Source organism: Bradyrhizobium sp. UFLA05-112 (assembly GCF_053572325.1).
The window spans coordinates 92698-115434 of the sequence record NZ_JBANBK010000004.1 but is presented as its reverse complement, the minus strand read 5'-3'; the positions used below and the strand labels follow the sequence as shown (position 1 = coordinate 115434).

Here is a 22737-nt window from a genome sequence, read left to right as displayed (position 1 = left end):
CAAAGCATGGCCGCACGATGGTGAGTAGAGGATCGCTTGGCAACTTTCGGAACTCGGGTCCCTGGGGCAGCACCATTGACCTAATAGCGGAGAGGCAGACTAAGCGGACAATCAAACCAAAACGTATTTCTTCACGGCCGCTTCGTCCCACGCGATGCCGTTGCCGGGGTCCTCGCTCGGCAAGGCAAAGCCGTCCTTGATGGTCAGCCGCGTCGCCAGCACGGCGTCGGCCCAGTCGACATATTCCAGCCAGTGCGCCGTCGGCGTGACGCAGAGCAGATGCGCGCTTACCTCCGAGAACAGGTGCGTCGACGTCTCGATGCCGGCGGCATGCGCAAGCGAGGCGGCGCGCAACCAGCCGGTGACGCCGCCGATGCGCTGCACGTCAGGCATCACGAAGTCGCAGGCCTCCGCGGAAAGCGCGGATTGCATCGAAAAGGCACCGTCGAAATTCTCGCCGATCTGGATCGGGGTGCGGAGCGCGTCCGCGACGCGCGCGCAGCCGGCATAGTCGTCATGCCGGATCGGCTCCTCGATCCAGAGCAGGCCCTCGTCGTCGAGCATTTCGCCGCGGCGAATGGCTTCCGCCACGGTGAGTGCCTGGTTGAAGTCGCACATCAGCGTCACCTGGTCGCCAACCGCCTTGCGTACCGCGCGCACGACGTTGAGGTCTTCCCGCGCATCAGGACGGCCGACGCGGATCTTTGCGGCATGAAAGCCTTCGGCGAGCAGTTTTTGCGCCTCGTCCACGGCGGCACCGGCGGGCATGATGCCGAGCCCCTTCGAGTTGTAGGCGCGGACCGGCTTCGGTGCGCCGCCGAGCTGGCGCGCTAGCGGCAGGCCATGTGTGCGGGCGAGCGCGTCCCAAGCCGCCATGTCGATGCCGGATTGCGCCAGGCATTGCAGGCCGGCGAGCCCAAGCAGCGTGAAACGCTGGGTCAGCTTGCGCTCGATCTCGAACGGCAAGAGCTCGTCGCCGGTGATCATCTCGGCCATCTCGCGGACCATCGCGGTCAATGGCCCCAAGGCGGCCGGCGTGATCGAGAACAGATAGGCGTGGCCCCGTACGCCCTGGTCGGTCTCGCAGTCGATCAGCACGAGCGGCGCTTTCGCGACCGCGCCGGTCGAGGTCTGAAGCGGCAGGTTCATTGGCACGATCACGGGGCGCGCGACAAAGCGCTTGATACGGATGGTTTCGGTCATGGGCACTGGCTCCGGATCAATCAATGCAGGCTGATGCCGATCTTAAGCATTCGTCATGAAACGAAAAGGTGCCTGCCGCGACCACCACAAAATGGGGTTGCGCTGGCCTGCGTTTACGGGCTCTGTGCCGCCGCATGTTGCGTCGCGGACGCCGATATCGCGACAAGAACGCACACAACGGAGCCACAGAGTGAAACAGGCGATCTCCGAAGAGCAGCGCAAGAACGGCATTTTGACCGGCGTGGTGATCGCCTTCCTCTTGCTCGCCCTGCCGCTTGCGGTGTGGCTCGACCTGACCGAGCTCAGCAAGGCCGCGCTGCGCCGGCAGGCCGCCGACCTCAATTCGGTGATCACGAGCGTGCGCAGCTACTACGCCACCAATGTGGTCGGGCGGATCCTGGCCAATCCCAACGGCACCACCAAAGTCGTGCACAATTACGAAGCCGTGCCGGGTGCGATCCCGATCCCGGCGACGTTGTCGCTTGAGCTCGGGCGCGTGATCGGCGCCCAGCAGGAGAACATCACTTACCGCTTCGTCTCGGACTTTCCGTTCCAGAACCGGGCGCCGCACCAGCTCGACAAGTTCGAGAGGGATGCGCTGGAAGCCTTGCGCACGGACCCCGAGAAGAAAATCGTCGAGACGGAAACTTCACTCTTCAACGACAAGGTCCGGCTGGTGGCTCCCGTGACGATGGGTCCGGCCTGCGTGAGCTGCCACAACAGCCATCCCGAAAGCCCGAAAAAGGATTGGAAGGTCGGCGACGTCAGAGGCATCCAGGAGGTGATCATCGCACAGCCGATCGCGGCCAACATCTTCTCGTTCAAATTCCTGCTCGCATACCTCTTCATCGCGGCCGGCAGCGGGCTCTCCTTCCTCTCCATGCAGCGCCGCCAGGCCAACCGCATCAAGTCGATGAACAAGGAGCTCGAATCCGCCAACGACTTCCTCGCCTCGCTCTCGATGAAGATCTCGCGCTACATCCCGCCGCAAGTCTACAAGAGCATCTTCAGCGGGCAGAAGGACGTCACCATCCACACCGAGCGCAAGAAGCTCACCATCTTCTTCTCCGACATCCAGAATTTCACCGCGACCGCCGAGCGGCTCCAGCCGGAGCTTCTGACCCAGCTCCTCAACGAATATTTCACCGAGATGTCGGCGATCGCGCATGAATATGGCGGAACCATCGACAAGTTCATCGGGGACGCCATGCTGATTTTCTTCGGCGATCCCGAGACCAAGGGCGACCGCGCCGATGCGCAGGCTTGCCTGCGGATGGCCTGGCGCATGCAGCAGCGGCTGGCCGAGCTCAATGCCAAATGGCGCGCCTCCGGCATCGAGCAGCCGTTCAAGTCGCGCATGGGCATCAATTCCGGCTATTGCAATGTCGGCAATTTCGGCAGCAGCGATCGCATGGACTACACGATCATCGGCGCCGAGGCGAACCTCGCCGCGCGCCTGCAATCGATCGCCGAGCCCGGCGGCATCGTGCTCAGCTACGAGACCTTCGCGCTGGTCAGCGACGTCGTCACGGCGCACGCGCTGCCGGCCATCACCATGAAGGGCATCAGCCGCGAGGTCATTCCCTATTCGGTCGATGCGCTCAGCGATGGGGGCGCCGCAAAAGGCGGCGTCATCACCGAGCGGGTTCCGGGCCTGGAGCTCTATCTCGACCCCTCGGTCCTGAAATCGAGCGATGCGGCGCGGGTGCGCTCACTCCTGGAAAACGCGCTGGCCTCGCTCAAACCGGCGTGAGATGCGCGATCAGCGCTTCAGCCCTTCCGTGAACGCGGTCTCGATCACGTCGCCGAACGACTGCCAGGAGCGGCCGTCGAACTGTTCGAGCCGCATCTGCTTGATCGGCAGGTAGTTGTCCGGTGAGGTGTTCATCTTGATGCCGGGCAACGCGACCGAAGGCTGAAAATCCCGAAGCGATGCTGCCTGCCGCATGACGTTGTCGCGGGAGAGGTCGTCGCCGCATTGCTTCAGCACCTGCGCCAAGGCTTCCGCCGCCGCATAACCGTACAGCGCGGCGCTGTTGTTGCGGCTTTCGGGATGGTTGTACTTGTCCATGAAGGCGAGCCAGTCCTTCATGCCGGGATCGTCGATCCAGGCCGGATCGCTCGGGTCCTTGAGGAAGGCCGCCGAGATCACGCCAGCCGAATTCTCCGTTCCTGCCGGCGTCAGCGCATTGGCGATCGAGGCGGCGGCATCGTTCAGGATGATGACCGGATGCCAGTTGAAGCCGGCCGCCAGCTTGATGACGCGGGCGGCGGTGCTTGGCACGCCGGCGAAGACGAACACCTCCGCGCCGGACTGTTTCAGGACCGAGACATGCGTGTCGAGATGCTCGTCGGCGATGTCGAAGGCGATATCGACGACCACGAAGCGGTTGAGGTCACCCAGTCCTTCCTCAATACCCTTGAACAGGTCGCGCCCGAACTGGTCATTCTGCCAGAGCACAACGATCTTGCGTCGGGGATAATAGGCCTGGATGTAGTTGGCATAGATGCGCCCCTCCGCCTTGAAGGAGGGCTGCCAGCCCATCGTCCAGGGAAACGCCCGGGGCCGGCTCAGCTCCTCGTCGCCGGACGCGACGAAGAGCTGGGGGATCTTCCGCTCATTGAGATACCAGCGCGTGGCGAGATTGCCGGGGGTACCGAACGAGCCGAACATCAACAGCACGTCGTCCTTCTCGACCAGTCCGCGCGTCAGCTCCATGGTAGTCGCGGGATCGGAATTGTCGTCGCGCGTGATGAAGCGGACCTTGCGGCCGTTGATTCCGCCGCGCTCGTTGACCATGTCGAAATAGGCGGCCTCCGCCTTGCCGATCGCCCCGAATTCCGAAAGCGGGCCCGAATAGGGCATGACGTTGCCGATGCGAATCTCGGAGACGGTCGCCGAGTCCTCTCGCTGCTGCGACATGGCGCCCAGCGAGGCGACAGCGACCACCAACGCGAACAGCATCTTGCCGGTCACACGCATGTTCGACACCTTGATCTTGGACCCCTTCGTGGAGGTCGGCGCAATCGGCATCAGGAGCGCTTGATCTAGGTCAAGGGTTTGTCATTCCTGTGTCCCGAGCGCTGTCGATCCAAGCGGCAGCCGTGCTGACACGTCGAAAACCGGCCGGCTATGGCAAGCCGCGCGCCTCGAGCTGGCGGACGAGCAGCAGCGTCGGCTCGGCGAGGCTGTCGGCGGAGCCATCGAGCCCGAACACGGAGGCGATGCCGTCGCGGGTGTGCAGGACGGTCGTGCGCGGGCAATGGCCGGCGCCGCAAAGCGCCTGCTTCAGTGCTTCGCCCTGCGTCACCAGGCCTGCAGGATCGGCCGCGGCCCAGGCCAGCACGATCGGTTCCTCGACTTTCAGGATGCCCGGAAAGGCGGAGCGCTCGTCATATTGGGCGGCGTCAGAGCCGAAATAGGCCATCTCGCTGTCGCTCGCGTCGTTGCCCGGGCGATAAATGCCTGAGATCAGCACGACGCCGGCGACATCGGTGTCGGTGCCCTGCAACTCCTGATGCGCGAGCAGGCTCGCGACGTGGAAGGCGCCGGCGGCATAGCCGACCGCGACAATCTCGCGGGAATCGCCGTTGAAGAGATCGACGTTCTGGTGGATCCAGGACAGGGCGGCCGCGACGTCGCGTGCGCCGGAAGGCCAAGGGGCCGCCGGTGCAAGGCGGTAGTTCACGCGCACGCCGACCATGCCGTTGCGCGCGGCAAAGCATATTGCCTCGTCCTGGAGCTCGCGCGCCGTGTCGGGTGCGGCGCTATCGCCAGTGAAGCTGTCGCCGGCCACGAACAGCAGGATCGGCTGCGGCGTTGCCGCCTTGGTCTCGCTGGTCGCGACGTCAAGGACGTTCTGCTCGCTATCGCCATACCGCAGGCGCCGCGAGAACGAGACCTGATCGCACAGCCGGGCCGTGCCTCCGGCAGCCGTGTCAGTGTCGGTGAGGCCTGTGCGCGCCAAATCGGACGGAGGTTGCGGCCGGACTGGAAATGGCCCGTGCGCGGAGGCGGTCGTGATCGTCAGCAAGAGGAAAAATGCGAGATAGTTTTTCATTGTTATGTGCCGTGCTGAGTGCTCAAGCGCCGGCTCGCGTTCCGGCTTGGCCCGTCAATTAGCCTTATTGGTTGCCGTTGGGGCGATTTGACGGCGCCCCCAAAGCACGCGTTTTAGGTTGTTGTTTGAGCATGATCTCCGCGCAAACGCGTTCCGCGTTTGTGGCGAGGGAACACTTTTCCGGATCATGCCCTAATTCCCCGGCTGGAACTTGCAGCTCGCGCCGCTGCCGTCCTTCTGGCGGATGGCGTTTGGATCGATCGTGCAGCTCAGCTTCGACAGACTCTCGAAGTTCGATCCCGCCGCGCCGTCCGCCGCCACGCCGGCGAGCGCCTCGGTGGCATAGATCTCGTTGGCCGTGGAGCCGTTCACGGTCTTGACCTTTTTATCAAATGTCACCTCGCAGCTGCGCACGGTGATGTCGACATTGCCGGTGCGGCAGACGATGCGGTCGGCGGTCACGACGATCGGTTTCTTGTAGGGAACGTCGCTGTTGGCGGCGAACAGCATCGCGATCGCCTTTTTCTCGGCCGATGCCAGGATCGGCGACAGCGGCGCGATGACGCCGGCGAGCGCCAGCGCCGTCGAGCCGGAGATCGTCGAGTTGGTGTCGGCAGCCCGCACGGCTGACCCGCCGCCCAACGCGAGCGACGCCGCAAGGATCAGCTTCCCGAGCTTCATCTCAGGCCGCCTTCCTGCGCTTGGACGCCTTCTTCGCGGCTCTTCTTTTCTTGACCGCCTTCTTCTTCGTGGCTTTCTGGCCAACGAGATAGGCCTCGACCTTCGTCGAAGAATGGCCGGCGGCGGCCACGGCGGCCTTCAGCCTGGCCGGGGAGATCTTGAATTTCTTCGACCAGTAGCGGACCTCGTAGGGCTCGTTGAGCGCGATCCGCATCCTGTCGCCAGCGCGGTGCTTCTGGACCTTGATGTAGGCCTCGACCTTCTTGGCGGAGTGGCCGACCTTCTTGACGGCGTATTTCAGCTTGGCCGGCGTGATCTTGAACTTTTTCGACCAGTAGGCGACCTCGTAGCGTTCGCCGAGCGCGATCAGGGCACGATCGGCCCGGCCCCGTTTGGACTTGCTGTCGGCCATGCGTCCCTCCTGCCGCGGAAATGCGCTCGCGCAGTCTAGCATGCCACCGGCGGTAGGAAAGCAGTCCTGCTACGCGCCGCGCGGGCGCGTACGATCCCTCGCATTTCCGTGATGGAACCAAATTGCCCCTCGCGCGACTTAATAAGACAAGCACAGAAACGTGCGAGGCTGTCATGGCAGAGCATTGGAAGCACACCGCCGATCCGAACGAGATCATGCGGGCGACCGGCCATCCCGAGCTGGAATATGCCGCGGGCTGGACCATCGCAGGCTTGGTCACGCTCGGCACCATCGTCGCCGCCTGGGTGTTCGCGATCTGAGGTCATCTTAGGTCGCCGGAAACTGCAGCTCGAAGGCCGCGCCTTCGTCGGTCGGCTTCAGCTCGATCGAGCCGCCATGGCTCGCCATTACCGCGCGCGCAATCGCAAGCCCCATTCCGGTACCGCCCGACTCCCGCCGGGTGGTCAAAAACGCATCAAAGATTCTGTCGCGGTTCGGCGCTGAGATCGGCTCACCGTCGTTGCTCACGGTCAGCCGAACCGCCGTGCGCTCGTCGACCGCTTCCAGCCTGATGTGTCTGGCGCGATGCCGCATCGCATTGTCGGCGAGGTGCGACTGCACGATCAGCGCCTTCTCGCTGGACATGCCGCTTGGCCGGTCGAGGCTGCCCGTGGCGGAGATAGTGCCTGCCGGAAAACGGCTTTTGAGGTCGTCGATGACGGGCGCCAGCTCGGTGCGCTCGTTCTGCGGCAGGCTTTCGGCCCGTGCCAGCTCACGCAGCCGCTGCGCCATCGCTTCCAGCCGCTCGGCATCGGACAGGATGTTGGCGACGAACGTCTTCTGCTCGGCCGGTGGAAGCGTCCGACTGGCGCTCCCCCGCGCAGTTTCATCGGGTTTTTGACTGCGCGCCGGAGGGATCGCGACGGGGCGGGGTCGACGTTGCCGCGCTCCGCGCAAGTGAAGTGCGCCTCGGGCGTGCTCGCCTGACGACTGAACCTTAAGGCAGCGCTACGGCGTCACCGCCCCGCGCTCCACGCCGCGCGGTGCGGTCAGCTCCTTCCAGGTCGAATTGGCGACATGCACCGGCGAGAACGCCGGACGTTCGACATAGCGGCCGTCGCCGGCTTCGGCACGCAGGTTGCCATCCTTCCAGACGATCCGGCCACGCGAGACCGTCACCGCAGGTCCACCGGTGCAGGAAAACCCTTCGAAGACGTTGTAGTCGATGCGGCTCATCTGGCGTTTGGCAGTGATCGTCTTGTGCGCTTTGGGATCCCACACGACGAGGTCGGCATCCGAACCGACGGCGACCGCGCCCTTGCGTGGGTAGATGTTGAGGATGCGGGCGATGTTGGCCGAGGTCACCGCGACGAACTCTTCCTTCGTCAATCGCCCCGTGGAGACGCCTGCCGTCCACAGCAGGGCCAAGCGGTCTTCGAGCCCGCCGGTGCCGTTGGGGATCTTGCGGAAGTCGTCGCGGCCGAACCGTTTCTGCTCGGTCGTGAAGGCGCAGTGGTCGGTCGCGACCACTTGGAGCGAGCCGGATTGCAGGCCGGCCCACAGGCTGTCCTGGTGCGACTTGTCGCGGAACGGCGGCGACATCACGCGCTGCGCGGAATGGTCCCAGTCCTTGCTCGCATATTCGCCGGCATCCAGCAGCAGATGCTGGATCAGCGGCTCGCCATAGACGCGCTTTCCCGCCGCGCGCGCCCGCGCGATCGCCTCGTGCGCCTCGCGGCAACTCGTGTGCACGATATAGACCGGCGTTCCCGTCATGTCGGCGATCATGATGGCGCGGTTGGTGGCCTCGCCCTCCACCTCCGGCGGCCGCGAATAGGCGTGGCCTTCGGGGCCGGTGATGCCGCGCGCAATCAACGCCTCCTGCATCAGCGCCACGACGTCGCCGTTCTCGGCGTGCACCACCGGCATGGCGCCGAGATGGGCGCAGCGCGCGAACGAGTTGTACAGCTCGTCGTCGTTCACCATCAGCGCGCCCTTGTAGGCCATGAAATGCTTGAAGGTGTTGATGCCGTAGGTTTTGACCACGGTCTCCATCTCGTCGAAGATCTGCTTCGACCATGACGACACCGCCATGTGGAAGCCGTAGTCGCTTGCCGCCTTCTCGGATTTGTGCCGCCACTCCTGATAGGCCGCGAGCATCGACTGACCGGGATCGGGCAGGCAGAAATCCACCACCATGGTGGTGCCGCCGGTCAGCGCCGCCTTGGTGCCGGATTCGAAATCATCGGCCGTGACCGTGCCCATGAATGGCATTTCGAGATGAGTGTGCGGATCGATGCCGCCCGGGATCACGAAGCAGCCGCCGGCGTCGATCATTTCGGTGCCCGCCGGCGCATCGATCGATGCGCCAACCGCGACGACGGTGTCTCCGTCGATCAGCACGTCCGCACGTCGCGAATGATCATGATTGACGACAGTGCCGCCGCGGATGAGGAGGGACATGGGAACTCCGGGGAAGGGAGGGGGCGGATGCTACGTGAAGGCTAAGCTCATGGGGCGCCATGCGACAGGCGAAATTTTAGCCATTGGCTGGAGCGTTGTTGAGCGTGCAGATGTACTCGGGGACGTGTTGCAGGTGCGAACACGCATCGGAGGCATGTCTAACGCTCCGGCCACGTGCCTTGCGATTCCTGCCTCGGCGGAGCAGTCTGAGGACGCGGTGTGAACAACGCCGCCAATAAAGATTGCCCGAGGAAGCTTTCCATGGCGGCGACGCGCATCGATTGCGATGTCCACCCGGCGGTCGGGGGCACCCGCACCACGCTGCTCCCCTATCTCAGCGATCATTGGAAAGAGCAGGTGGTGAGCCGCGCGATCGACGGGCTCGATCTCACCAGCTATCCGCCGAGCATGCCGCTCTCCGGCCGCGCCGACTGGCGCCCCTCGAGCGGCGCAAGGCCGGGCTCTGACCTTGCGATGGTGCAGAAGGGCACGTTCGATCAACTCGGCGCCAGCCACGCCATCCTCAACGTGCTCTATGGCGCGCAGGCCGTCTACGATCCCTACATGGCTGCGGACTTCTGCAAGGCGATCAATGACTGGATCGCTGCCGAATGGCTGTCGCGCGATCCGCGCCTGCGGGCGTCCATCGTCGTGCCGATGCAGGCGCCGGATCTCGCCATGGAGGAGATCGAGCGGCGTGCCGGCGACAACCGCTTTGTGTCCATCCTTGTGCTGGCGCAGGGCGAGACGCTGCTCGGCCGCCGCCACTTCTGGCCAGTCTATCGGCTTGCCGAGAAGTACAGCCTGCCGCTCGCGATCCACGCCGGCACGCAATATCGCTACGCGCCGAGTTCGGCCGGTTGGCCGTCGCATCGCTACGAATATTACTTCGTCGAGGCGCAGGCCTTTCAGGCCCAGCTCCTCAGCCTGATCTATGAAGGCGTGTTCGGCAAATTCCCAGATCTCAAGGTCGTGCTGATGGAATCGGGCGTGAGCTGGCTGCCCGCCTTCATGTGGCGCGCCAACAAGACCTGGCGTGGCGTGCGTGTCGAGGTGCCCTGGGTCGAGCGCGAGCCGGCAGCGATCATTCGCGACAACGTCCGCGTCACCATGCAGCCGTTTGATGCGCCGGCGGATGCCAGAAGCGTCGAGGAGATCATCGATCAGATCGGCTCCGAGAAGATGTTCCTGTTCGCGTCGGACTATCCGCATTGGCAGTTTGACGGCGACGATCCGATCCCGCCGAACCTGCCAAAGAGCATCATCGCGAAAATGTGCGTTGACAATCCGCTGGAGACATTTCGGCGGTTGCAACTGAACTAGCATGATCCGGAAAAATGGGAGCCGGTTTTCCGATAGGATCATGCGCAAAATAATATCCGGAGGATCGCATGAGCGACGTCATCGACCGCCCGCAGCTGGAGGGAGACAAGTCCGCCGCGACGCGGCTGAAGATCATCGATTGCGACGTTCATCCAAGCCTTCGCTCGGCTGACGATCTCAACGAGTTTCTGCCGAAACGCTGGCAGCAGCATCTCCGGGAATATGGCAGTCATCTGCGTACGCCCTATCTCTTCACGACGCCCTATCCACGTTCCTCACCCCTGATCGCGCGGCGTGATGCCTGGCCGCCGACCGGCGGGCCGCCGGGCTCCGATCTCGCCTTCATGCGCAAGCAGCATCTCGATCCGCTCGACGTCGAGTTCGGGATCCTGCAGGTGCTCGATCTCTTCATCTTCTCGCAGCAGAATCTCGAATTCGGCGCCGCGATCCAGCGTGCCATCAACGACTGGCAGCTTGCCTTCTGGTCGCATCGCGATCCCCGATTGAAGGCATCGATCCTGGTCGGGCAGGACGGCACCGACCTTGCGGTCGCTGAAATCGATCGCTGCGCTAAGGTCGGCGAATACATCCAGATCAACGTCTCTCCGCGTGCCAACGAGCCGCTCGGGCGCCGTCGCTACTGGCCGATCTACGAACGTGCACAGGAGCTCGACCTGCCGCTCGGCATCCATGTCGGCGGCTATGGCGGGCACGCGCCGACGGGTGGCGGCTGGCCCTCTTATTACGTCGAGGAGCACCAGTCGAATGCGCACACCGTCGCGGCACAGCTTGCAAGCCTCGTCATCGAGGGCGTGCCCGAACGATTTCCCAAGCTGAAGATCGTCTTCATCGAAGGCGGCTTTGGCTGGATCCCGTCGGCGGTGTGGCGCATGGACCAGCACTTCGAGCGCTTCCGCCGCGAGGTGCCGCATCTGAGGCGCAAGCCGTCGGAATATGTGCGCGAGCATTTCTGGTTCACGACGCAGCCGATCGACGAGCCCGACGAGGCGCGGCATTTGCGATCGCTGATCGAATGGGTCGGCATCGATCGCTTGCTGTTCTCGTCGGACTATCCGCACTGGGACTTCGACGATCCGCGCTTCGCCTTCAAGGCGCCGCTCTCCGAGGCCGAGCGGCGGAAGATCTTCAACGCCAACGCTCGCGCGGTCTACAAATTCTGAGACCAGCATGGCCCGTCACATCGTCGCCCGCACCTCGGAGATCCCACCCGGCGGCAACAAGGTCGTCGATATCGCGGGCCGCGACATCGTCGTGTTCCACGTCAATGGCGAGTTCTTCGCGCTGTTGAACCGCTGCCCTCATGAAGGCGCGCCGCTCGACAAGGCGGCTTGCGTCGCGCGTCTCACCTCCCCGGAGCCAGGCGTCTACCAGCGCTCACGCGTCGGCGAGCTCCTGCGCTGCCCCTGGCACGGCTGGGAATTCGACATGCGCAATGGCCAGTCCTGGTTCGACCCGACGCGGGTAAAGGTGCGGTCTTATCCGGTCGCGGTGGAGCGCGGCGAGGAGTTGCAGAAGGGCCCGTATGTCGCTGAGACCTTTCCGGTACATATTGAAGACAGCTATGTGATCGTCGAGGTGTGAGGCCGCTTTGCCGATTGTGATTTCGACGCAACTGCGATAAGGCTCGCCCGTATTCATGGCGGAGATGAGCTTTGTCGAAACAATCCTTGCGCGAGGAGGCCGAACGCCTGATCCGCGAGACGATGGAAAAGAAGAACATCGTCGTCAAGCAGGGCACGACCCGCATCGAGACGCTCTGCGGCAAGTGCGGCGCACCGAACCGGGTGCAGGCCCCCAAGGGCCAGACCCGCGTCAAGTTCGCCTGCAAGCAATGCGGGCAGCAGCAAGAGACGCTGTAGTCGACCCCGCGCGATCAATGCTCGGCCCCTCATCCTAGGAGCTCGCGAGAAGCGGGCGTCTCGAAGGATGTTGGCCACGGTCGGGCCTCATGGTTCGCCCGGCGATGCGTCCGGAGACGCGTTTCGCGCTCCTCACCATGAGGGTCTTATGGTGAGGCGAGGCCTAGTTGCCTTTCACGAACTTTGCAAACGCCTCCGCATAGTCCGGATGCCAGCGCGAGAGCGCCGGGCGGTTCTCGACGATGTCGCCGGCGGCCCACAGCATGCGCTTCTCGTCGAGTTCGCGCGGCACGTCATTGTCCGGGCAGAGAATGTAGAAGTCGCCGGCTTCGAGCCGAGCAATCATGAAATCGACTGTCTGCTCCGGCGTCCAGGCGCCCGCCGGTTTTTCGGTGCGGCCGCGCGCGGTGAGCCCGGTGAAGGCGAAGCCGGGGATCAGGAGATGTGACGTGATGCGGCAATCGCTGGTGTTTCGCAGTTCGTGTTGGAGCGCCTCGGTGAACGCCTTCACGCCGGCCTTCGAGACGTTGTAGGCGGGATCGCCTGGCGGCGTGGTGATGCCTTGCTTCGATCCGGTGTTGATGATGAGGCCGGCCTTGCCGCGTGCGGCCATGCTGGGCGCAAAGATGCGCGCACTGTTGATGATGCCCCACATGTTGACGTCGACGACGCGCTGCCAGGTGTCGGGCTCGCCGAACATCGTGCTGCCCGGCTGGATGCCGGCATTGTTCATCAGCACGTCCGTTCCGCCGAAGCGTTTCTGCACAGCGGCTTCCAGTTCCGTCAGGCTCTCCGGCCGGCTGACATCAACCACGGCAGCCATCACGTGATCGGCGCCGCCGGGCGCGATCGATGACAGCTTTGTTTCGGCCTGCGTCAGCCGTACCGAGTCGACGTCGGCGATGCAGATTCATGCCGCGCCTTGCAAATTGTTCCGCGGCGGCGAGACCGATGCCGGACGCACCACCCGTTATCACGGCAACGTTATTGGCTGACAGGGCAGGGTGCGGCATGGGAATACTCCGGATCACGGCGCGCAGATGAGAGGACGAGCGACCTATAGCACGGCAATCCTGCGACCATGCACAAGTCGGCATGGGAGGTCTTCGTTCCGCGCCGGCTTTACGCCCATTCGGCACCGCTGTATTTTGGCCGATCTAACGATCCCGCCCAGATCGAACCCAATCAAGTCAGTCAGAGGGAGTGCAGCCATGGCTGTGTCGCAGGCTATTCCGATCACGCGCCATCCGTTCGCCAACGGGTCGTACAAGCAGATGCTGATCGACGGAAAATGGGTCGATGCGGCCTCGGGCAAGCGCTTCGAGACCCGCAACCCCGCGACCGGCGAGCTGCTCGCAACCGTCGCCGAGGGCGACAAGGAAGACATCGACCGTGCGGTTGCGGCCGCGCGCCGAGCCTTCGAGGGACAGTGGGGCAAGGTCAAGCCGTTCGAGCGGCAGAACCTGCTGCTCAAGCTCGCCGACCTCATCGAGAAGAATTTCGACGAATTGGCGCAGCTCGATACGCTCGACATGGGCGCGCCCGTTAGCCGCACCCGCTCCTACAAGCTGCGCGTGCTCGGCATGCTCCGCTACTATGCGGGGCAGACGACCGCGATCCATGGCGAGACCATCGAGAACTCGCTGCCCGGCGCGATATTCTCCTACACGCTGAAGGAACCGGTCGGCGTCGTCGGCGCCATCATTCCCTGGAACGGCCCATTCACCGCGACGATCTGGAAGATCGGGCCGGCGATTGCGACCGGCTGCACCGTGGTGCTGAAGCCAGCCGAGGAAGCGCCGCTGACCTCGCTGCGCATCGCCGAGCTCGCGCTCGAAGCCGGCGTGCCGCCCGGCGTCATCAATGTCGTGCCGGGCTATGGCGAGACCGCCGGCGCGGCGCTTGCCTCGCACCACGATGTCGACAAGGTCGCCTTCACCGGCTCGCACATCACGGGCCAATCGATCATCCGCGCCTCGGCCGGCAACCTCAAGCGCGTCTCGCTCGAGCTGGGCGGCAAGTCGCCGGACATCGTGTTTGCGGACGCCGATCTCGACGCGGCCGTGCCGGGCGCGGCGATGGCGGTGTTCGCCAATTCCGGGCAGATCTGCAGCGCCGGCACGCGGCTGTTCGTCGAGCAGGCGATCTACGACGAGTTCGTCGGCCGCGTCGCCGAGTTCGGCAAGAAGCTGCAGGTCGGCAACGGTCTCGATCCCAACACCCAGATCGGCCCGCTGGTCTCCGAGCAGCAGCTCGAGCGCGTCACCGGCTATCTCGATGTCGGCCAGAAGGAAGGCGCCAAGGCGCTTGCCGGCGGCGGCCGCGTCACCGAAGGCGCGCTCGCCAAGGGCTACTTCGTCTCGCCGACGGTATTCGCAGGTGTCCAGGACAACATGCGCATCGCGCAGGAGGAGATCTTTGGCCCCGTGATCTCTGCGATCGCCTTCAAGGACATGGATGAGCTCGTCAAGCGCGCCAATGCGACGATGTTCGGCCTCGGCTCGGGTCTGTGGACGCGTGACGTCAGCAAGGCGCATCACGTTGCAAAGTCGCTGCGCGCCGGCTCGGTGTGGGTGAATTGCTATCAGGCGATGGATCCGGCCGTTCCGTTCGGTGGGTACAAGATGAGCGGCTATGGCCGGGAGTCCGGCAAGCAGCACGTCGAGGAATATCTCAACGTGAAGGCCGTCTGGATCAAGACGGCGTAATGCCCGTTTCCGTCCCACATCTCGTGGGACGGAAAATTCCGTTTGCAGGGGCGGCACCTTTTCTGGTGGCCGCCCCTCGCTATATGATCCCTATCCTTCCATAGCCATTCGGGGCCAGCATGAAATTCCCGGCGTTGTTTCAACCGTTGCAAGTCGGTCCATGCAAGCTTGCGCATCGTGTCGCGATGGCGCCGTTGACACGCATGCGGGCCGAGCGCGAGAGCTTTGCGCCGCGCAACCTCAATGCCGAATATTATGGCCAGCGCGCCACGCCGGGCGGCCTTATCATCGCCGAAGCCTCGCCCGTGCTCTCGCGCGGCCGCGGCAACCCCGCCACGCCGGGCATCTATTCAGATGCGCAGATCGCGGGCTGGCGCAAGGTCGTCGACGCCGTGCACGCCAAGGGCGGCATCATCTTCCTCCAGCTCTGGCACGTTGGCCGCGTCTCGCATTCCTCCTTCCACGGCGGGGAGCTGCCTGTTGCGCCATCTGCGCTTCCGATCAAGGCCGAGGGCATGAAGGCGATGACCGCCGACGGCAAGATCGCCGACTATGAGACGCCGCGCGCGCTCGAAACCGAGGAGGTCAAGGGCATCGTTGAGGCATTCCGGCAGGCTGCGAAGAACGCGCTCGCTGCCGGATTCGACGGCGTCGAGATCCATGGCGCCAACGGCTATCTGCTCGAGCAGTTTTTGCAGTCGCGCAGCAACCAGCGCACCGATGAATATGGCGGCTCGATCGAAAATCGCGCGCGCCTGCTGCTCGAGGTCACGCAGGCCGCGATCGACGTCTGGGGTGCGAACCGCGTCGGCGTACGGCTCTCGCCGTACGGCATCGCCAATGATTCCGGCGAGCCGGACCCGATGCCGCTCTACACGCTTGTCGTGAAAGCGCTGGACAAGCTCGGCCTTGCCTACCTGCATGTCATCGAGCCGCGTTCCAGCGGCGCGGGCCGCGCCGACGTCAATTGGCAGAATGTGCCATCGGCGATGGTGCTGTTGCGGCCGCTCTATAACGGCCTCCTGATCGCTGCCGGAGGCTTCACCGGCGAAACGGCGAATGCCGCGATCGCCGACGGCCACGCCGACATCGTCGCGTTCGGTCGCATCTTCATCTCCAACCCGGATCTGCCGCGCCGCCTCCAGCACGACTATCCGATCACACCCTACAATCGCGCGACGTTCTACGGCGGCGAGGAGAAGGGGTACACGGATTATCCGGTGTATGACGAGCTGACGCCGGCTTGACGCTGACATGCCCGGATTGCGCTTCGCTCCTCCGGGGTAACGGGTCTACATTGATTGCTCCCACGGAAAACCCAATCTCCGTCATTGCGAGCGTAGCGAAGCAATCCAGAGTCTTTCCGCGGATACGTTTCTGGATTGCTTCGCTGCCCTCGCAATGACGATGAGGGACGCACCATGGCCAAAGCCGCAGTCGCCGCAGGAACCGCCACCGGACAATGCCTGTGCGGCAAGGTCACCTTCGAGATCGACATCCCTGCGCGCTGGGCCTGGCACGATCACTCCGCAGCCAGCCGCCGCGCCCATGGCGCGGCCTATGCGACCTACGTCGGAAGCTGGAAGAAGCGCTTTCGCATCACCTCCGGAAAAGCCGCGATCACACGCTATGAGGACAAGGCGACCAGGACTGCGCGCAGCTTCTGTTCGCATTGCGGCACGCCGATCGCTTATGAGCGCCCGCGCGGCCCGCACATGGTCAACATTCCCCGCGCACTGTTCAACGAGCGCACCGGCCGCCAGCCGCTCTATCACATCGCGATCGACGAGCTCCAGGAATGGGCCTATACCGGCGAGCCGCTGGTGCCGCTGAAGGGCTTTCCCGGCGTGGTCTGGCAGCGCTCGAAAAAGAAGAAGCGCGCTAGCGGCGAGGACCCGTTCGAACTCGGGCGCGAGGAGATGTAGCCCCGCTTTCGTGCCCTGGACGCAGTGCGGCGCGAAGTGCCGCACTGCCGAGCCGGGGCCTATGCAACAGCGGTGCGCGAGGGGGCCCGGCTCAGCGTCGCATCACCATAGCGTCGAAGATGCGCGTAAACGCGCTCATGATGCTGCGCCGCGTCCGGGACACGCGAGCGAAAGTTTGCCGCTTCCATGCAACGCAGCCATGACCGCGCTTCCTTGCGCGCGTGCTTCGACTTCGGCCATCATGTCCCGCCCTCCGGCAACGTCCGTGAGATCAGGAGGAAACATGAAGAACCGTATCACCGGCCGCTCTGCTTTTCTCGCGCTGCTCAAGGACGAAGGCATCACGCATCTGTTCGGGAATCCCGGCACCACCGAATTGCCGATCATGCATGCGCTGAAGGACCATCTCGATCTCACCTATGTGATGGCGATGCAGGAAAGCCTGGTGGTTGCGATCGCCGACGGCTTCAGCCGCGCCTCCGGACAACTTGTCGCCTGCAACGTCCATGTCGCGCCCGGCCTCGGCAATGCCATGGGCTCGCTCTACAACGCGCAGTTCACGGGCACGCCGATGATTTTGACCGCAGGCCAGCAGGAGCAGGGGCATGGCCTGATGGAGCCGGTGCTTTATGGGCCTTTGGTGCGGATGGCCGAACCGTTGGTGAAATGGGCGGTCGAGGTGACGCGCCTGGAGGACCTGCCGCGCATCGTGCGCCGCGCCGCCAAGGTCGCGACCACGCCGCCGACCGGCCCCGTGTTTATCTCGTTGCCCGGCGACATCCTCAATAGCGAAGCGGGCATTGATCTTAGCCGTTCCACCCGCATCGATGCGCACACAAGGCCGTCTGATGAGGCGTTGAAGGCATTCGCCGCACGACTCCTGAAGGCCGAGCGTCCCGTCATCGTCACGATGGACGAGGTGGTCAAGAGCGACGCGCTGAAGGAAGCCGCCTCACTCGCGGAGCTCTTGGGGGCAGCCGCCTATCAATCGTCCACGGCCTATGGCGCGCATTTTCTCTCCGAGAGCCCGAGTTTCGTCGGTACGCTTGCGCGCCTCCAGAAGGTGGCGCGCGATACGCTTGCGTCTTACGATCTGCTCATCGCGCTGGGCGGCGATCCGTTGCGGATGTCGGTCTACAGCGAGGTCGACCCGCTGCCGGATGGACTATCCATCGTGCAGGTTGGTCTCGCCGATTGGGAGATCGCCAAGAATTTTGGCGCGGAGATCGCGCTCAAGGCTGACGTGAGGGAAACGCTGCGCGCGTTGATGCCGGTGCTCAAGGAAATGGGTGGCGCGGCGCTGGAGCGGCGCGCGAAAGAACGTCTCGCCGAACTTGCGCCGAAGAACTGGACCGCACGCCGCGCCGCGCTGGTCGAGCAGATCACGAAGGCGAGGGACCGCTCGCCTATCGACCCCGACTGGCTGACGTTGCAAATGGTCGAGGCGATGCCCGACAACGCCATCCTCGTGGATGAGGGCCTCACCTCCGGCCGCCAGATCGCGAGCCTGCGCCCGCATCGCGACCGCTACGGCTATCACGGCCTTGCCTCCGGCGGCATCGGCTGGGGCCTGCCGGCCTCCGTCGGCATCAGCCTGGCCAACCCAATGCGGCCTGTGGTCTGCTTCTCCGGCGATGGAAGCGCGATGTATTCGATCCAGTCGCTCTGGACCGCCGCCCACCACAAGCTGCCGTTGACGATCGTGATCGCCAACAATGGTGGCTACCGCATCATCAAGCAACGCCTGCTCGCCTTCCACGGCGATGACAATTACGTCGGCATGGATTTCGTCGACCCGCCGGTGGATTTTGCCGGGATCGCGCGGTCACTGGGATGCGAGGCGATCAGGGTGAACGATCCTGCCGAGTTGAAGTCCACGCTGTCGTCCGCCTTCAACCGCCCCGGCACCAAGCTGATCGAGGTGATGGTGGACGGGAAGGTGTAGGGTACGAGGCTTCCCCAATGTCGTCCTGGCGAAAGCCAGGACCCGCAATCGAGACAAAAATCTGAAAAACAACCCCATGCAAAGTAGCCAGCCTACCCTTTCCTCCCCACCCGATAACCCGCGGCCGGGTGCGGCGCGGTGAGCCGGGCGCGGCCTCCTCCGAACAGTTTTTCCCGCAGCGTGCCCTTCGCGTACTCCGCCTTGTAGCGGCCGCGCCGGGTCAGCTCCGGCACCAGCATGTCGGCGATATCCTCGAAATCGCCGGGCGAGATCGCAAACGCTACGTTCAGCCCGTCGACGTCGGTGGCCTCGAACCATTCCTCGATCCTGTCGGCGACCATCTCCGGCGTTCCCACCACGACCGGGCCGGCACCGCCGATGCCGACATGCTCGATGACGTTGCGCACGGTCCAGACGCGATCGGGATCGGCGCGGGTGACGTTGTCCATCGCGCTGCGGCCGGCATCGTTCTGCACGTGACGGACCTGCTGATCGAGCTCGTAGCCGGAAAAATCGACGCCGGTCCAACCGGACATCAGGGCCAGTGCGCCTTCGGGGCTGATGTGGCGGCGGTAGTCGGCGTATTTCTCCTTCGCCTCAGTCTCGGTCCGCCCGAGGATCAGCGTCATCATCGAGAACATCAGGATCTCGGCCGGGTTGCGCCCGAGCTCGGCCGCCGTCTGACGGATGGCAGCAACGCGCGGTGCGATCACCTTCGCGGATGGTCCGGACATGAACACGCATTCGGCATGCTGGGCCGCGAACTGCCGGCCGCGCGGCGAGGTGCCGGCCTGGTAGAGCACGGGCGTGCGTTGCGGCGACGGCTCGCTCAGATGAATCGTGTTGTTGAGCCGGAAATTCCTGCCCTCATGCGCGACGCGATGCACCTTTGCCGGATCGGTGAAGATGCCGCGCGCGCGGTCGCGCAGCACCGCATCATCCTCCCAGCTTCCTTCCCAGAGCTTGTAGACGACCTCCATATATTCGTCGGCAATGTCGTAGCGATCATCATGCGCGGTCTGCTTGTCCTTGCCGGCGGCGCGCGCCGCGCTGTCGAGATAGCCGGTGACGACGTTCCAGCCGATCCGCCCCTCGGTCAGATGGTCGAGCGTCGACATCCGCCGCGCGAAGGGATAGGGCGGCTCGAAGGAGAGGTTGGAGGTAACGCCAAAACCGAGATTCTGCGTCACCGCGGCCATCGCCGAGAGCAGCAGCAGCGGCTCGTTCGACGGCGTTTGCGCTGCGTTGCGTAGTGCGGCATCGGGGCTGTTGCCATAGACGTCATAGACGCCGAGCACGTCGGCCAGGAACAAGCCGTCGAAGCGGCCGCGCTCCAGCGTCTTCGCCAGATCGATCCAGTAGGGCAGGCGATTGTATTCGGCGGTGCGGTCGCGCGGATGGGTCCACAGGCCCGGCGATTGATGCGCGACGCAATTCATCGCAAAGGCGTTGAGCCGAATTTCTTTTGCCATGCTTGTCCCTCGGCGCCACTATACCTGGACTTGCCTCGATGCTATCGGTGCCGGGCAGTTGGCCAAGTTCTTGCATCCGGCTTGCTCTCGGCAAGGGCCAAATTCAAGAAGCTCCGGCCATTAGCAAGAGTCAATTGCCAACCCCCGCCACTTCCGAAAGACGGCGTATCCCGCTACGCTTGTTCCAAATCCAGGCTTGACAAAGAACGAAATGACCAGAGCCGACGCCATCGCCCGCGCCCGTGAGGATTTCTCATCCGGGGCGTTCCTCGCAGAGCTCGACCGCCGCGTCGCCTATCGCACCGAGAGCCAGAGCGCCTCGCGCGGCGCCGAGCTGCGTGCCTATCTGGAACAGGAGATGCAGCCTGCCTTTGCCGCGCTCGACTTCGCGAGCCGGCTGGTGGAATCGCCGAGCGGCAAGGCGCCGTTCCTGATTGCCGAGCATATCGAGAGCGCGTCCGCGCCGACCGTTCTGATCTATGGCCATGGCGACGTCGTCGACGGCATGGAGGGCGAGTGGCGCGACAATCGCGATCCCTGGCGCACGACGACATCAGGTATTCGCGTCTATGGACGCGGCACCGCCGACAACAAGGGCCAGCACAGCATCAACATGGCCGCACTTCGCGCGGTGCGCGCGGCACGCGGCGGCAAGCTCGGCTTCAACGCCAAATTCGTCGTCGAGATGGGCGAGGAGATCGGCTCGCCCGATCTCGGCAAGGTCTGCGATCTCAACCGCGAGGCGCTGAAGGCCGATCTCTTCATGGCCTCCGACGGGCCGCGCCTGTCGGCGGATCGCCCGACGCTGTTCCTCGGCTGCCGCGGCGGCATCCGCATCCACCTCGACGTCAACCTGCGCGATGGCGGAAATCACTCAGGCAATTGGGGTGGCGTGCTCGCCAACCCGGCGACGATCCTGGTGAACGCGATTTCCACGCTGGTCGACGGCCATGGCCGCCTCCAGCTCGAGGCCCTGAAGCCGCCGCGCCTCACGAACCAGATCCGCACCATCCTTGCTGACGTTAAAGTCGAGCCGACGGAAGACGAGCCTACGCTCGCCGAAAACTGGGGCGAGGACGGATTGTCGGCAGCGGAGCGGCTCTATGCCTGGAACACACTCGAAGTGCTGGCGATGTCGTCGGGCAACATCGAGAAGCCGGCAAATGCGATTCCCGGCCACGCCAACGCCGTGCTGCAACTGCGCTTCGTGGTCGGCACGAAGATCGACGGTATGATCGACGCGATCCGCGCCCATCTCGCCGCAAAGGGATTTCCGATGGTCGAGGTGCGGGCGGCGCAGAGCTTTGCCGCCTCGCGCACCGATTTCGACAGCCCCTGGATCAAATGGGCCGCGGACTCCGTGCAAGCGACGACCGGCAAAGCGCCGGCGATCCTGCCGAATTTCGGCGGCTCATTGCCGAACGACGTGTTCTCCGAGATTTTGGGCCTGCCGACGATCTGGGTGCCGCATTCCTATCCCGGCTGCTCCCAGCATGCGCCAAACGAGCACATCCTGATGCCATTGACAGAGGAGGCGCTGACCGTCATGGCCGGTCTGTTCTGGGACCTCGGGGAGCTACCCCGTCCGCTCGGCTAGGTGAAGGGCTCCGAAAGTCACATTCTAATCCGGCCCGATTTATGCAAGCATCCGGCCGCCATTCCGTAAGGGGAGAAAAAAGTGAAACATTTCCGTAACTTCGGCCTCGCGCTCGCCGCCACTATGGTCGTGAGCCAGGCCAGTGCCGAGGAGCTGACCGGCACGCTCAAGAACATCAAGGATACCGGGGCCATCACGCTTGGCTTCCGCGATTCCTCGATCCCGTTCTCCTATCTCGACGACAACCAGAAGCCCGTCGGGTTTGCGATGGACATCTGCTACAAGATCGTCGACGCCGTGAAGAAGGAGCTCAAGCTCGACAAGCTCGAGGTCAAGCTCAACCCGGTGACCTCGGCCACCCGCATTCCGCTGATGGCCAATGGCACCATCGACCTCGAATGCGGCTCGACCACCAACAATGCCGAGCGGCAGAAACAGGTCGCCTTCACCAACACCCACTTCCTGACCGCGAGCCGCTACGTCTACAAGAAGTCGAGCGGCCTCAAGTCGATCGACGATCTGAAGGGCAAGACGGTGGTCTCGACCGCCGGGACCACGAACATCAAGCAGCTCACCGAAGCCAACGTCGCGAAGGGCCTGGGCGCCAACATCATTCCGGCCAAGGACCACGCCGAAGCCTTCCTGATGGTGGAGACCGATCGCGCCGTCGCCTTCGTGATGGACGACATCCTGCTCGCAAGCCTCGTCGCCGGCTCGAAGAGCCCGGCCGATTATGAAGTCTCCAAGGACGCGTTCTCCAAGCCCGAGCCCTACGGCATCATGCTGCGCAAGGACGATGCTGCCTTCAAGAAGGTGGTGGATGCGGCGACCGCGGCGCTCTACACCAGCGGCGAGGGCCAGAAGATCTACGACAAGTGGTTCACCGCCAAAATCCCGCCGAAGGGCCTGAACCTCAACACGCCGATCTCGGCCGAATTGAAGAACGAGTTCGCCAAGCCGTCGGACTCGCCGAACCCGGACGACTATAAGTAAGCCTCGGTCCCAAGGGATCAGGAGCATTGTCCGGCCATTCTGGAGAGGGAATGGCCGGACATTTGCATAGACGC

The 22737-nt window shown here is 64.0% G+C and carries 19 protein-coding genes and 2 pseudogenes; 12 read left to right on the top strand and 9 right to left on the bottom strand.

All coding sequences use genetic code 11. The features are described from left to right. Positions 1–111 precede the first annotated feature (111 nt). Complete coding sequence (locus SO180_RS04025; protein WP_449377522.1) at positions 112–1203, bottom strand: enolase C-terminal domain-like protein; 1092 nt, start codon at positions 1201–1203, stop codon at positions 112–114. 190 nt (positions 1204–1393) lie between these two features. Here SO180_RS04025 and SO180_RS04020 point away from each other — a divergent pair, with 190 nt between their 5' ends. After that, complete coding sequence (locus SO180_RS04020) at positions 1394–2956, top strand: adenylate/guanylate cyclase domain-containing protein (RefSeq protein ID WP_449377521.1); 1563 nt, start codon at positions 1394–1396, stop codon at positions 2954–2956. Between the two features lie 9 nt (positions 2957–2965). On the opposite strand, the gene SO180_RS04015 is transcribed toward SO180_RS04020, so the two are convergent. The 4 genes from SO180_RS04015 to SO180_RS04000 form a co-directional block, all read right to left on the bottom strand. Beyond that, on the bottom strand, positions 2966–4186 hold the full coding sequence (locus SO180_RS04015) for an ABC transporter substrate-binding protein (protein WP_449377583.1): 1221 nt from the start codon (positions 4184–4186) through the stop codon (positions 2966–2968). A 148-nt stretch (positions 4187–4334) separates the two neighbouring features. Then, positions 4335–5264 carry an alpha/beta hydrolase gene (locus SO180_RS04010; RefSeq protein ID WP_449377520.1) on the bottom strand — a complete coding sequence of 310 codons (930 nt, stop codon included), beginning with the start codon at positions 5262–5264 and terminating at the stop codon, positions 4335–4337. 192 nt (positions 5265–5456) lie between these two features. Continuing rightward, on the bottom strand, positions 5457–5945 hold the full coding sequence (locus SO180_RS04005; RefSeq protein ID WP_449377519.1) for a hypothetical protein: 489 nt from the start codon (positions 5943–5945) through the stop codon (positions 5457–5459). A gap of 1 nt (position 5946) precedes the next feature. Continuing rightward, complete coding sequence (locus tag SO180_RS04000) at positions 5947–6357, bottom strand: DUF3606 domain-containing protein (protein WP_449377518.1); 411 nt, start codon at positions 6355–6357, stop codon at positions 5947–5949. Positions 6358–6530: 173 nt separating this feature from the next. Between SO180_RS04000 and SO180_RS03995 the strand changes: the two genes are divergently transcribed. Beyond that, entirely contained in the window at positions 6531–6677 is a 147-nt protein-coding gene (locus tag SO180_RS03995; protein WP_254098688.1) for a hypothetical protein, read from the top strand. A 7-nt stretch (positions 6678–6684) separates the two neighbouring features. Here SO180_RS03995 and SO180_RS03990 read toward each other — a convergent pair. Both SO180_RS03990 and hydA read right to left on the bottom strand, forming a co-directional pair. Further along, positions 6685–7215: pseudogene (locus SO180_RS03990) on the bottom strand (sensor histidine kinase); the annotation flags it as partial. Between the two features lie 150 nt (positions 7216–7365). After that, a complete protein-coding gene (gene hydA, locus SO180_RS03985; RefSeq protein WP_449377517.1) occupies positions 7366–8820 on the bottom strand; it encodes a dihydropyrimidinase in 1455 nt (484 codons plus the stop codon). Positions 8821–9081: 261 nt separating this feature from the next. On the opposite strand from hydA, the gene SO180_RS03980 reads away from it, so the two are divergent. The 4 genes from SO180_RS03980 to SO180_RS03965 all read left to right on the top strand — a co-directional run bounded on the left by SO180_RS03980 (position 9082) and on the right by SO180_RS03965 (position 12023). Beyond that, on the top strand, positions 9082–10143 hold the full coding sequence (locus SO180_RS03980; RefSeq protein ID WP_449377516.1) for an amidohydrolase family protein: 1062 nt from the start codon (positions 9082–9084) through the stop codon (positions 10141–10143). Between the two features lie 68 nt (positions 10144–10211). Beyond that, positions 10212–11324 carry an amidohydrolase family protein gene (locus SO180_RS03975; protein WP_449377515.1) on the top strand — a complete coding sequence of 371 codons (1113 nt, stop codon included), beginning with the start codon at positions 10212–10214 and terminating at the stop codon, positions 11322–11324. A 7-nt stretch (positions 11325–11331) separates the two neighbouring features. Beyond that, complete coding sequence (locus SO180_RS03970) at positions 11332–11745, top strand: Rieske (2Fe-2S) protein (protein ID WP_449377514.1); 414 nt, start codon at positions 11332–11334, stop codon at positions 11743–11745. 71 nt (positions 11746–11816) lie between these two features. Continuing rightward, positions 11817–12023: a hypothetical protein gene (locus SO180_RS03965; RefSeq protein ID WP_449377513.1), complete on the top strand. Its 207-nt coding sequence runs from the start codon at positions 11817–11819 to the stop codon at positions 12021–12023. A gap of 163 nt (positions 12024–12186) precedes the next feature. Here SO180_RS03965 and SO180_RS03960 read toward each other — a convergent pair. Beyond that, positions 12187–13036 (bottom strand): annotated as a pseudogene (locus SO180_RS03960) (SDR family NAD(P)-dependent oxidoreductase). A 198-nt stretch (positions 13037–13234) separates the two neighbouring features. On the opposite strand from SO180_RS03960, the gene SO180_RS03955 reads away from it, so the two are divergent. From SO180_RS03955 to SO180_RS03940, 4 genes are all read left to right on the top strand, one after another. After that, complete coding sequence (locus tag SO180_RS03955) at positions 13235–14731, top strand: aldehyde dehydrogenase family protein (RefSeq protein ID WP_449377512.1); 1497 nt, start codon at positions 13235–13237, stop codon at positions 14729–14731. Between the two features lie 119 nt (positions 14732–14850). Next, complete coding sequence (locus SO180_RS03950; protein ID WP_449377511.1) at positions 14851–15978, top strand: alkene reductase; 1128 nt, start codon at positions 14851–14853, stop codon at positions 15976–15978. A gap of 174 nt (positions 15979–16152) precedes the next feature. After that, complete coding sequence (locus SO180_RS03945; RefSeq protein WP_449377510.1) at positions 16153–16656, top strand: GFA family protein; 504 nt, start codon at positions 16153–16155, stop codon at positions 16654–16656. Between the two features lie 283 nt (positions 16657–16939). Further along, on the top strand, positions 16940–18601 hold the full coding sequence (locus SO180_RS03940) for a thiamine pyrophosphate-binding protein (protein WP_449377509.1): 1662 nt from the start codon (positions 16940–16942) through the stop codon (positions 18599–18601). A 92-nt stretch (positions 18602–18693) separates the two neighbouring features. On the opposite strand, the gene SO180_RS03935 is transcribed toward SO180_RS03940, so the two are convergent. Next, positions 18694–20073: an LLM class flavin-dependent oxidoreductase gene (locus tag SO180_RS03935; RefSeq protein ID WP_449377508.1), complete on the bottom strand. Its 1380-nt coding sequence runs from the start codon at positions 20071–20073 to the stop codon at positions 18694–18696. 211 nt (positions 20074–20284) lie between these two features. On the opposite strand from SO180_RS03935, the gene SO180_RS03930 reads away from it, so the two are divergent. Both SO180_RS03930 and SO180_RS03925 read left to right on the top strand, forming a co-directional pair. Then, on the top strand, positions 20285–21670 hold the full coding sequence (locus SO180_RS03930) for a M20 family metallopeptidase (protein WP_449377507.1): 1386 nt from the start codon (positions 20285–20287) through the stop codon (positions 21668–21670). 81 nt (positions 21671–21751) lie between these two features. Then, positions 21752–22663: an amino acid ABC transporter substrate-binding protein gene (locus SO180_RS03925; protein WP_449377506.1), complete on the top strand. Its 912-nt coding sequence runs from the start codon at positions 21752–21754 to the stop codon at positions 22661–22663. Positions 22664–22737: the final 74 nt, after the last annotated feature.

Bases quoted from the DNA above. Each gene is read 5' to 3' on its own strand.
- SO180_RS04025 (WP_449377522.1), bottom strand. From the start codon at position 1,203: ATGACCGAAACCATCCGTATCAAGCGCTTTGTCGCGCGCCCCGTGATC.
- SO180_RS04015 (WP_449377583.1), bottom strand. From the start codon at position 4,186: ATGCGTGTGACCGGCAAGATGCTGTTCGCGTTGGTGGTCGCTGTCGCC.
- SO180_RS04010 (WP_449377520.1), bottom strand. From the start codon at position 5,264: ATGAAAAACTATCTCGCATTTTTCCTCTTGCTGACGATCACGACCGCC.
- SO180_RS04005 (WP_449377519.1), bottom strand. From the start codon at position 5,945: ATGAAGCTCGGGAAGCTGATCCTTGCGGCGTCGCTCGCGTTGGGCGGC.
- SO180_RS04000 (WP_449377518.1), bottom strand. From the start codon at position 6,357: ATGGCCGACAGCAAGTCCAAACGGGGCCGGGCCGATCGTGCCCTGATC.
- SO180_RS03995 (WP_254098688.1), top strand. From the start codon at position 6,531: ATGGCAGAGCATTGGAAGCACACCGCCGATCCGAACGAGATCATGCGG.
- hydA (WP_449377517.1), bottom strand. From the start codon at position 8,820: ATGTCCCTCCTCATCCGCGGCGGCACTGTCGTCAATCATGATCATTCG.
- SO180_RS03980 (WP_449377516.1), top strand. From the start codon at position 9,082: ATGGCGGCGACGCGCATCGATTGCGATGTCCACCCGGCGGTCGGGGGC.
- SO180_RS03975 (WP_449377515.1), top strand. From the start codon at position 10,212: ATGAGCGACGTCATCGACCGCCCGCAGCTGGAGGGAGACAAGTCCGCC.
- SO180_RS03970 (WP_449377514.1), top strand. From the start codon at position 11,332: ATGGCCCGTCACATCGTCGCCCGCACCTCGGAGATCCCACCCGGCGGC.
- SO180_RS03955 (WP_449377512.1), top strand. From the start codon at position 13,235: ATGGCTGTGTCGCAGGCTATTCCGATCACGCGCCATCCGTTCGCCAAC.
- SO180_RS03950 (WP_449377511.1), top strand. From the start codon at position 14,851: ATGAAATTCCCGGCGTTGTTTCAACCGTTGCAAGTCGGTCCATGCAAG.
- SO180_RS03945 (WP_449377510.1), top strand. From the start codon at position 16,153: ATGGCCAAAGCCGCAGTCGCCGCAGGAACCGCCACCGGACAATGCCTG.
- SO180_RS03940 (WP_449377509.1), top strand. From the start codon at position 16,940: ATGAAGAACCGTATCACCGGCCGCTCTGCTTTTCTCGCGCTGCTCAAG.
- SO180_RS03935 (WP_449377508.1), bottom strand. From the start codon at position 20,073: ATGGCAAAAGAAATTCGGCTCAACGCCTTTGCGATGAATTGCGTCGCG.
- SO180_RS03930 (WP_449377507.1), top strand. From the start codon at position 20,285: ATGACCAGAGCCGACGCCATCGCCCGCGCCCGTGAGGATTTCTCATCC.